We start from the raw sequence: 9951 nt of genomic DNA on the forward strand, positions 1-9951 counted from the left end.
CAGGATGACACCTACGCTTACGCTCCCTCAGGATGACACCTACGCTTACGCTCCCTCAGGATGACACCTACGCTTACGCTCCCTCAGGATGACACCTACGCTTACGCTCCCTCAGGATGACACCTATTATCAGCTTGATATTTTTTTAAAGGTATCCATAAAGCCGGGAAAGGACGTATCTATACAGGCGGTATTTTCGATAACAGTTTTGCCTTTGGCATTCAAGCCGGCGATAACCATACTCATCGCTGTGCGATGGTCTCCAAAGCTTTTGACCCTGCCCCCGGATAAACAGTCGACTCCCTGGATCAAAGCGCCGTCTTTGCTTTCCTTAATATCTGCTCCCAGTATTTTTAGATTAGAGACCATTGAGGAAATCCGGTCAGTCTCCTTTACCCGCAGTTCTCCGGCATCTTCTATTACAGTTCTTCCTTTGGCCAGGCTGGCTATTACCATAACAAGCGGAATCTCGTCAATGATCCCGGGAATTATACTGCCGCTGATCTTAATACCTCTTAAGGTTCCTTTTTTAACTATGACATCTCCCCGCGGCTCAAAATTTTTACTGTGCCTGTTTACGATCTTTATTCTCACTCCCATTTGCCTTAAGACATCCAGAATAGCTGTCCTGGTCGGATTTAAACCGACAGAACACAACTTCAGCGACGAACCCTTATTTAAACCGGCAGCTGCCAAAAAAAAGGCAGCCGAAGAAATATCTCCCGGTATGTCCACCGATCTTCCTTTCAGCTCCCCGCTTCTCAGCGAAACAGTCTTATCTTTAACAGAAATATCAGCCCCAAAAAACTTTAACATTCGTTCAGTATGGTCCCGGGATTTAGCCGGCTCACCAACTTTAGTCAATCCCCGGCCGAAAAGCCCGGCTAATAAAATAGCTGATTTAACCTGGGCGCTGGCCAGCTTGGTATTATACTTTATTGACCGGAGTTCCCTGCCCTGAATTTCCAGAGGAGGATAACATTCCGAGCGCAAGCCAGGGGTTGATCTTATCTCAGCGCCCATAAGTTTCAGCGGATCAATAATTCGCTTCATCGGCCTTTTAGAAAGAGAACTATCTGCCCTAAGCCGGGAGCTAAATTTCTGGCCGGCAAGGATACCGCTAAGCAGCCTGATCGATGTCCCGGAATTTCCCAGGTAAATCGGGCCTTTGGGCTTGCTAAGCCCTTTTAACCCCCTGCCTTCGACAATGAGTTCGTTTTTGTCCTTTCTTATATTTATCCCCAGCATCCTGAACGCATTTATCGTCCTCCGGCAATCCTGGCTATCCAAAAAATTTCTGACCCGGGTTATACCCCGGGCAATAGAACCGATCATAACCGCCCGATGTGAGATAGATTTATCGCCCGGGAGGGTTATAACTCCTTTTAATTCTTCGGTTGGCTTTACTACGATTTTCTTCATTCTTCTTCAAATTCAAACGGCTCTTCGGGGAATAACCGGTATGTAAAACTATGGACATCTTTAAATTGAACCGGAAGCAAGAGTTCTGAAACAAAATCAAGAGGTATCCATTCATAGAATGGGGGCTTTAATTTTGCAGCGGCATAAAAATCCTTGTATCCTTCCTTGGTCAATTTAACGGGGTAGGAACCGTAGAAAGTAAAGTCGAAATTGCAGGGAGTTGTCCCCACGGTTTTGCGGCCAAAAGATACTTCTGCCCCGGACGGTTGAGAATCGATGGTAACAATCCTTTTTACGCAACCGGGGGCAGAACTCAATACGGCGGCAAGAAAAACGAATAATCCTATGCGTTTAATCTTTACTATTTTATTTTTATTTGCCATTTCAATTTAAAATGTATCATAATCCATTAAAAAATGCAAGCCTCCCTTTTTTCCGCTATATTTTACTTGCTTAATTTTTTAAAGTGTCTTATAATACATTTTTGTTATTTGCGTTCAGGAGATCCAGATGATAATAAAATCAATGAGAAAATTCACTAAACAGATAATCTGGGCATTAATAATAACCTTTGCTTTATGGGGAGCGGGCACTGCAATCACCGGTGGCAAAAAACAAAAAGGCCCTGCTTTTGCCGGCACTATTTTCAGCCGAAAGGTCTCGTTTAAGGAATATGCAGCCAGCTACAATGCCTGCAGGAATCAGGCAATAATGTTCTATGGCGATAAGTTCTCCAGCGTGGCAAAATATTTAGGCCTGGAGCAGGCAGCCTGGGACCGGCTTATCCTTCTTAACCAGATAAAAAAGCAAAATATCACGGTAAGCGACGAACAGGTTATCGAAACCATTAAAAAATATCCCTTTTTTCAAAAAGACGGTAAATTCAATAAGGCCTTATATGATTATTTAATAACTGCTATATTTAGAACCACGCCCCGGGTCTTTGAGACAGAAATAAAAGATTCCCTGTCTATTGAAAAAATGCGCAATTCCATCGTAAGTAAAATAACCGTTAGCGAAGAGGAAATAAAAGATGCCTATAAAAAAGAGTTTGATAAAACAAAGGTTCTTTACTTCATGGTGAAAAATGAAGATTTTGAATCTGAGGCAGAATTGACCGAAGACCAGTTAAAAGATCACTACAATAAAAATTCAGCGGAATTTAAGGTAGCCGAGCAGGTAAATCTGCAGTATCTGGAATTTAGCTACGCTGACTTTAAAGAAAAAACGGCTGTTACTGAAGAGGAAATAAAAAAATACTACAACAACAATCTGGAAGAATTTGAACTGCCCGGGGACGAAAAACAGGAAGAAAAAAAGAATAATCAAGAGGCTGAAAAAAACTATACCCCTTTAAAAAAAGTAAAAGACACAATAAAAAGAAAACTGGCGTCTGAGCAGGCAAAAGACCTTGCCCGGCAAAAGGCAGATGAAATCTCTGACCGGTTATTTGACAATCCTCAGGTTTTAGATTCATTGGGCCCCAAAGAAACAGGGCTTTCGGTCAAAACAGCCATTATTTCAATCTTCGGCTGGTCAGCCCGGCTGTGCGACAACGCGTTTTCCTTAAAAATAGGCGAAATCAGCAATCCAATGTCCACCCCGAAAGGAGTATATATCATCAGGCCTAAGGATAAAAAAGAATCTTACATCCCCGGCTTTGAAGAAACCAAAGAAAAAGTCAACCAGTCCTTAACCAAGGTAAAATCCCGGGATCTTTGTAAAACCAGCAGTGAGGATTACCGCTCTAAAATAGGACACTCGATGCAAAAAGAAGGTATTGATTTCAAGCAGGCCTGCGAAACTCTTTCTTTGGAAGTAAAAGACAGCGGGTTTTTTACCAGAACCGGCTACATCCCGGAAATAGGAAAAAACTTTGAATTTAGCAAAACAGCCTTTGACCTGAGAGAAGGAGAATTGAGTATGCCGGTCAAAATGCGCAATGGCTACGCCGTTCTCTGGCTGATAAAAAATGAACCGGCAGATGAAGAAAAGCTTAAAACCGAGCTCGACACCTACCGGTTAAAAGTGCTGGACCAAAAAAAATCTCTTATCTACCTTTCGTGGCTCAACGAAGCAAGAAAAAAAGCCGGCCTTAAAAGCAATTTAACGCCTCCCCCGGAAAGTTAAACATTACCTAAGTAAACATAACGCAGCTTTTCAAGGGCTATTTCTCTGGCCATTTCCAGCGTTTTTAACGGCGTAGGCGGAATATCCATTTTATAACACGGGAAATACCCTGAAAAGTGAAGCGGCACTCCGGGGCCCAGGTTTTCAAAAATCCAATCCCTGAGTTTTATAAAATTTTCCCGCGAATCATTTAAGGTTGGTATAATCAGGTTGGTAAGCTCCAGATGCGCAAAGCGGGAAGCTGTTTTTATGGTCTCTAAAACCGGCTTCAGCGTTCCTCCGCAATATTTAACATAAAAATTATCATCAATGGATTTAAGATCGATATTCAAGGCATCTATGTAAGGTATCAGTTCTTTTAGCGGCTCCTGGTTTATGAAACCATTGGTCACCAGAACATTCTTCAGCCCTTTCTTCCCGGCAAACCTGGCTGACTGAAGAATAAACTCATACCAGGTCAGGGGTTCATTATATGTATAGGCGATGCCGAACGAATTTACCTTTTTGGCCTGATTAATAATCTCTTCTAAGCTGATCGGCCTGGTATCCACATCATCAGCCTGGGAAATTTGCCAGTTCTGACAGAACAGGCAGCTTAAATTACAGCCTTTAGTCCCTAAAGAAAGAATGGATTTCCCGGGATGAAAATGATAAAGCGGTTTCTTTTCTATTGGATCCAGGGCTATTGAGCTAACCCGGCCGTAATTCTCAGAAAAAAGTTTTCCATCTATATTTTTTCTTACCCTGCAAAATCCATATTTACCTGAAGCGATAACACATTTTCTCGGACAAAGCAGACAGCAAACCTTTCCTTGTTCCAGTTTTTGATAATACAATGCCTCTTTCATTCAATCTCTTCCCGGCTCTCTCCCCGGACATAGGTATTGGCTGCAAATTTCTTTGCCTCTTTAGCCATAGTTTTTAATTCGCTAATCGGATAAGAATCAAGCTTGTTCATTTCCGGATCAAAACACTCACCCGGCTTGAACTCTTGAAGCACATAGCGATTAGCGCCGTTAATCAATTGAGCCATTTTTAGAATATCATCCTTATCAAGAAAGGCGGGGCAAACCGTGGTTCTGAATTCGTAATCAATCTTACCATTAATCAAAATATCGATGCTCTGTTTAATCTTTTCCAGATCAACCTTTACCCCTGCCAGCCGGTCATATTGCGGCGCATCCAGCGGCGCTTTTAAATCCATTGCCACATAATCAATTAATTCCTCCTCAAGCAGGGACTTAAGCATGTCTGGGTTTGTTCCATTGGTATCCAGCTTAATTGCTACTGGAATTTTTTTAAACTTCTGGATTAATTCCGGAAGGCCGGAATGAATAGTCGGCTCTCCCCCGCAAATCACCAGGCCGTCGATCCAGTCCTTTTTTTCTTTTAGAAAATGCTCTACTTCTTCAAATGAAGTGGTTGGCAATTTGGCGGGATTTAAGACTAACTCAGTTGCATAGCAAAAAGGGCATCTAAAATTACAACCCCCGAGCCAGATAATCGAGGCAACCCTCCCCTCCCAGTCTATCAGCGTACTTTTGATAAACCCCTTTATCTCCGGCACTGTTGTCCTGTCTGCAATTTCATACAGCAAGCTGTCCCCTTTTTTTAAAATTAAAGCTGTCTCTCCCTTTACAAAAAGTATCCGGTCAGACTTTATATTCTCCTTTTTGCCGGTCGGCGAGTTCGCCGAGTTTGGAGCTGTTCCAGTTATCAACCCTGCTGTAGTATCCCACTACTCTGGTTATTCCATATACGTTGCTATCGCCGCAATGCGCGCATTTGTCAAGTAACCCCTTGCTCATCTTATGGCAATTATTGCAGATAGTAAACTCCGGAGAAATGACCAGCTGGGCAGCAGGGGTATTTTTAAAAACCTTTTTCACCAGCTGCGAAACAGCTTCTGCCGACGGCCTTTGTTCTCCGACAAAGGCGTGAATAATCGCGCCTGACTCTATCAGGGGATGAAACTTTGCCTGTTTTTCAATTCGGGTGATTAAATCTATTGGTGCGTCTGCCCGGAGGTGAATTGAATTTGTATAATAGTAGAGATCTTTTTCGACATCGCCCCTGACAACTCCGCCGGCCTCTTCAGGAAATTGCCTCAGGTCTATCTTGGAAAGCCTGCGGGAAGCGCTTTCTGCCGGTGATTCTTCAAGCGCAAACTCCAGGTTACTTTGTTTTTCTTCCTCTTTGGTCTTAAAATTCATGAATGAAATAATCTTCAGCCCTGTTTTAAACGCGTCCTCATCTTCATGAAGCTCTTTACCGGTTAAATACTGAACGCATTCATTTAAACCAATAACCCCGATTATATAGGTGGCTTTTTCTAGATCAACATAAGGACGACCGTCTTTAGCGGTTTTTCCCACTTCCCACATCGGCATTCCGGGCTCGCTCATCATTTTCTTGATAAAATCCTTCTTCTGATAGTGAGCCTTAAAGGCAAAATCCATTGCCTGGCTTATTTCCTTATAGACCTTATCAATATTTCCTTTTCCGGCGCGAAAAGCTGCTTGAGGAAGATTGATCGTTATGTTTTGAAACCCGCAGAAACGCAGGCTTTCAGGATGCTCGATCATCTGCTTATCTTTAATCTTTTGACGAAGCCTGCAGCACTGGCTCAAAACTGCCTCATTGCCTTTATCAAAAACAAAATAAGGAGAACCGTTTTCGCTGGCTATCTGACAGGCATATTGAAACAGTTTATATTGTTCCGGATCCTCGAATGTCTTCTGATCAATATGAAGGTCTAATTTAGGAAAGGTAAACGGGTGCCCGTCCCGGTCGCCCTTGCGCCAGACATCCATCAACACCTTAGCAAAAATCTGGGCTTCTTTTTCATAATCGCCATAAGTCTTGCCGGTGTATTTCCCCTCAGGTCCGATAGCCGCAACATCCTTTAAATAATCAGGGATCCCTAAATGAATGTTGGCATCAATAAATAATACCTGGCCTCCCCGGGAAAAAGCTGACTGGGACAGGGAAAAGATCAAATATTGTGCTTCCTGTTTTATCTGTTCATAATCCAAATCCGTCAGATACGGGGCATAGAAAATGTTAAGAAAGCTGATTCCCAATGCACCGGCATAATATGCCTGCATTGAAGCAAGAAACGTATTCAAGTGTCCGGTGAGCGTGCGGGCATGCTTGGCTGGAAAGGAGGCGATCTCTGAATTTTCGAGCTTGAGCCCATACTTTTTCAGATATTCCAGGGAATGCGAACTGCAGTAAACCCGCGGATAACCCAGGTCGTGAATATGGATGATCCCTTTAAGATGGGCGCTGGAAACATCCTCACTGAAAACCCTGGAGAGCATATATTGCTTGATGGTATTCTCGGCTATAGACAGATTAATCGCCTCAGGATTATTAGCAGTAATATTGCTGTTTTCATTGCTTTTAGAAAGGATCAACTGATCAAGATCAAAAGAAGGCATGCCGATAATCGTTTGCCGGGATAACTTCCTGCCTAAACCTCTTTCAAAAAGTTCATTATCCACTAACTCTCTGATCAAAGCAGTAGATATCTGCTCAATCCCGGTTTTAAATATTTTCTTTTCCACGTTGGCTGCTATTTCATAGGCCAGCCTTTCGGACAAAGATGCCTCCTTGACCAGGGCCTGCGCAATTTTAACCTTATCCCACGATAAAATTTCGTCTTTGCTTAGCGGAGCAACCAGTAACAACATATCGGTAGAGTCAGCCTGTTCTTTGGTCTGTTTTCTTACCCGTAGACTTTCCCTGTTCCTGGTCCGCTGGTCTCGATAAAGAATGTATATTTTGGCAGTCTGGGCATGGCCGGTCTCGATCAGAACCTTTTCTACTATGTCTTGAATCTCTTCAATTTGAGGAATGCGTGAGTTGAAATTTTTTTGCAAAAACAAGGCCACCACACTGGCCAGTTCATCGGCTAATTCTTTGTCTTCCCCTCCTACTGCCTGAGCAGCTTTAAAAATGGCCTGGCTGATTTTAGATTTATCAAACTTGACTATTCTTCCATCTCGCTTACTGGCATACTCCAAAGTTTGCTCAGTGGTTTGCTGACCGGCCCTGTCTTTTTCTAAGATCGATTCTGGTCCCACGGCACCCCCCTTTCTATTTGCGCAATTTCTTTACTTCATCCATAAATTGATCCACATCTTTAAACTGGCGGTAAACAGAAGCAAATCTCACGTAGGCTACTTCATCCAGGCTGTATAGTTTCCTCATTACCATTCGGCCTATCGCATTTGAAGCTATCTCGTCTTCAAATTTTTCCTCAAGTTTTCGCTCTATTTCATCTACTGCTTTTTCCAATATTTCCATTGCAACAGGCCTTTTTTCGCAGGCCTTTTTGACCCCATTCAACAATTTATGGCGGTTAAATTCCTCCTTCCGTCCGTCTTTCTTAATCACCATCAATGGTGTCTGCTCTATCCTTTCATAGGTCGTAAAACGATACCCGCATTTCAAGCATTCTCTGCGCCGCCTGATGACATAACCTTCACCGGAAGACCGCGAATCCACCACCTTATCATCCTCGTGTTTACAATATGGACATTTCATCTTGTGGCCTTAAATATACACGATATGGTATTACGATAGTGATTATACTCTATATATGGGGGGTTGTCAAGGAAATTATTTTGCTTTGATTACTTCGATCTTAGCCTGTTTAAGAAAGTCCTCAGATATCTGGTCAGGATACCCGGAGGCAACAACGATCTTTTTTATTCCTGCGTTAATCAGCATTTTGGCACAGATAATACAAGGGTGATTGGTGCAATAAAGGGTGCCGCCGGAAACATCAACTCCATAACGGGCTGCCTGAATAAGGGCGTTTTGTTCCGCATGAAGCCCCCGGCATAATTCGTGGCGCTCTCCCGAAGGAACTTTTAATTTTTCCCTTAAACATCCTGCGCTATCGCAATGTTCAATGGCTGTCGGAGCACCGTTATAACCGGTTGTTAATATTTTTTTATCTTTAACTATCAGGGCTCCTACCTCCCGGCGCAGACAGGTCGATCGCTTAGCCAAAAGCCCGGCAATCTCTAAAAAATATTCATCCCAGGAAGGTCTGGTCTTTTTCATAATCTTTGTTTCATCTTGGTTCTCAAGGATTGATAAAGCGGGAATTGTTCCACTAACTCTTCCATTTCCTTTTTTACATCCCGGATTACTTTTTGATCGGCCGGTGAACTTAATACCTTATCAATAAACCCGGATATCTTAAGCATCTCGTTTTCTCCCATCCCCCGGGTGGTAATCGCCGGAGTCCCTAAACGGATCCCGCTGGCCAGGAGGGGAGATTTCTTATCAAAGGGAATTAAGTTTTTATTAACAGTGATTCTGGCTTTATCCAGGATATCAGCCGCATCCTTGCCGGTAATGTTTTTTGGGCTAAGATCCACTAAAAAAAGATGGGTGTCGGTTCCGCCTGAAACTATCCTGTATCCCTTTTCAGCCAGCCCTCCGGCTAAAAGCGCGGCGTTGCAAACTACTTTTTTCTGATACTCCTTAAATTCCGGCTGCATAACCTGCTTTAAAGCTACAGCCTTGGCAGCAATAACATGCATCAACGGGCCTCCCTGGATCCCGGGAAATATAGCTGCGTCGATTTTTTTGGCAAACCTCTCCTGGCAAAGAATCATTCCTGCCCTCGGACCGCGCAGCGTTTTATGGGTAGTAGTGGTAACAAATTCGCTATGCGGGACCGGACTGGGATGAATCCCGGCTGCTATTAAGCCGGCAATATGAGCTATATCAGCCATCACAAGTGCGCCTACCTGGTCAGCAACCTTGCGCACAGCTTTAAAATCAATGATTCGCGGGTAGGCGCTGGCTCCGACTATAATCAATTTTGGCCTGTTTTTTTTGGCCAGGTCCATCAACTGGTCATAATCTATCCGTTCATCCCGCGGGCTTACGCCATAAGGAATTACCTCAAAATATTTGCCTGAGAAATTGTGGCGATGGCCATGGGTAAGGTGTCCTCCGTGGATCAGGTTCATAGCCAAGATCTTATCCCCGGGCCTAAGCACAGCATAAAGCACAGCCATGTTAGCCTGGGCGCCGGAATGCGGCTGGACATTGACGTGTTCAGCGCCGAATATTTTCTTGGCGCGCTCCACAGCCAGCTTCTCGGCCTGATCGACAAACTCACATCCACTGTACCACCGGGCATCGGGATAACCCTCGGCATATTTATTGGTAAGCACTGATCCCTGCGCCTCCAGCACAGCTAAATCAACAAAGTTTTCGCTGGCGATAAGTTCAAGATTGGAATGTTGGCGCCGGGTTTCTTGATAAATAATTTTATAAATTTCAGGATCGACTTTCCAGAGATGTTCCAAGTGTTCCACTTTTACCTCCCTTTCTATATCACCAAATTCATGTTCCGAGGGACGAGGGACG

9 protein-coding genes are annotated in these 9951 nt (G+C 43.6%); 1 reads left to right on the plus strand and 8 read right to left on the minus strand.

The genetic code is table 11. The features are described from left to right. Positions 1-129: 129 nt before the first annotated feature. Positions 130-1422 (minus strand): 3-phosphoshikimate 1-carboxyvinyltransferase, encoded by a 1293-nt coding sequence (gene aroA / locus U9Q08_04205; GenBank protein MEA3328911.1) that lies wholly within the window; start codon positions 1420-1422, stop codon positions 130-132. Continuing rightward, complete coding sequence (locus tag U9Q08_04210) at positions 1419-1805, minus strand: PEGA domain-containing protein (protein ID MEA3328912.1); 387 nt, start codon at positions 1803-1805, stop codon at positions 1419-1421. The genes aroA and U9Q08_04210 overlap by 4 nt, the downstream gene beginning before the upstream one ends. Positions 1806-1932: 127 nt before the next feature. Here U9Q08_04210 and U9Q08_04215 point away from each other — a divergent pair, with 127 nt between their 5' ends. Beyond that, the gene (locus U9Q08_04215) at positions 1933-3552 is read left to right on the plus strand and encodes a peptidyl-prolyl cis-trans isomerase (GenBank protein MEA3328913.1); all 1620 of its coding nucleotides are present in this window, start codon (positions 1933-1935) and stop codon (positions 3550-3552) included. Here the strand turns inward: U9Q08_04215 and amrS are convergent. The 6 genes from amrS to glyA all read right to left on the minus strand — a co-directional run bounded on the left by amrS (position 3549) and on the right by glyA (position 9890). Further along, positions 3549-4400, minus strand: coding sequence for an AmmeMemoRadiSam system radical SAM enzyme (gene amrS, locus U9Q08_04220; protein MEA3328914.1), 852 nt, complete (start codon positions 4398-4400; stop codon positions 3549-3551). The genes U9Q08_04215 and amrS overlap by 4 nt on opposite strands. After that, positions 4397-5149, minus strand: a complete 753-nt coding sequence (locus U9Q08_04225) for an anaerobic ribonucleoside-triphosphate reductase activating protein (protein MEA3328915.1) — start codon at positions 5147-5149, stop codon at positions 4397-4399. The genes amrS and U9Q08_04225 overlap by 4 nt, the downstream gene beginning before the upstream one ends. 55 nt (positions 5150-5204) lie before the next feature. Continuing rightward, positions 5205-7640, minus strand: coding sequence for an anaerobic ribonucleoside-triphosphate reductase (nrdD, locus tag U9Q08_04230; GenBank protein MEA3328916.1), 2436 nt, complete (start codon positions 7638-7640; stop codon positions 5205-5207). 13 nt (positions 7641-7653) lie between these two features. Further along, positions 7654-8103 carry a transcriptional regulator NrdR gene (gene nrdR / locus U9Q08_04235; GenBank protein ID MEA3328917.1) on the minus strand — a complete coding sequence of 150 codons (450 nt, stop codon included), beginning with the start codon at positions 8101-8103 and terminating at the stop codon, positions 7654-7656. Positions 8104-8178: 75 nt separating this feature from the next. Then, positions 8179-8628, minus strand: coding sequence for a cytidine/deoxycytidylate deaminase family protein (locus U9Q08_04240; protein MEA3328918.1), 450 nt, complete (start codon positions 8626-8628; stop codon positions 8179-8181). Further along, positions 8625-9890 (minus strand): serine hydroxymethyltransferase, encoded by a 1266-nt coding sequence (glyA, locus tag U9Q08_04245; GenBank protein ID MEA3328919.1) that lies wholly within the window; start codon positions 9888-9890, stop codon positions 8625-8627. Before glyA ends, U9Q08_04240 begins: the two co-directional genes overlap by 4 nt. Positions 9891-9951: the final 61 nt, after the last annotated feature.

This window comes from Candidatus Omnitrophota bacterium (genome assembly GCA_034717435.1).
In the GTDB taxonomy this organism is placed as follows: Bacteria; Omnitrophota; JAUWXU01; order JAUWXU01; family JAUWXU01; genus JAYELI01.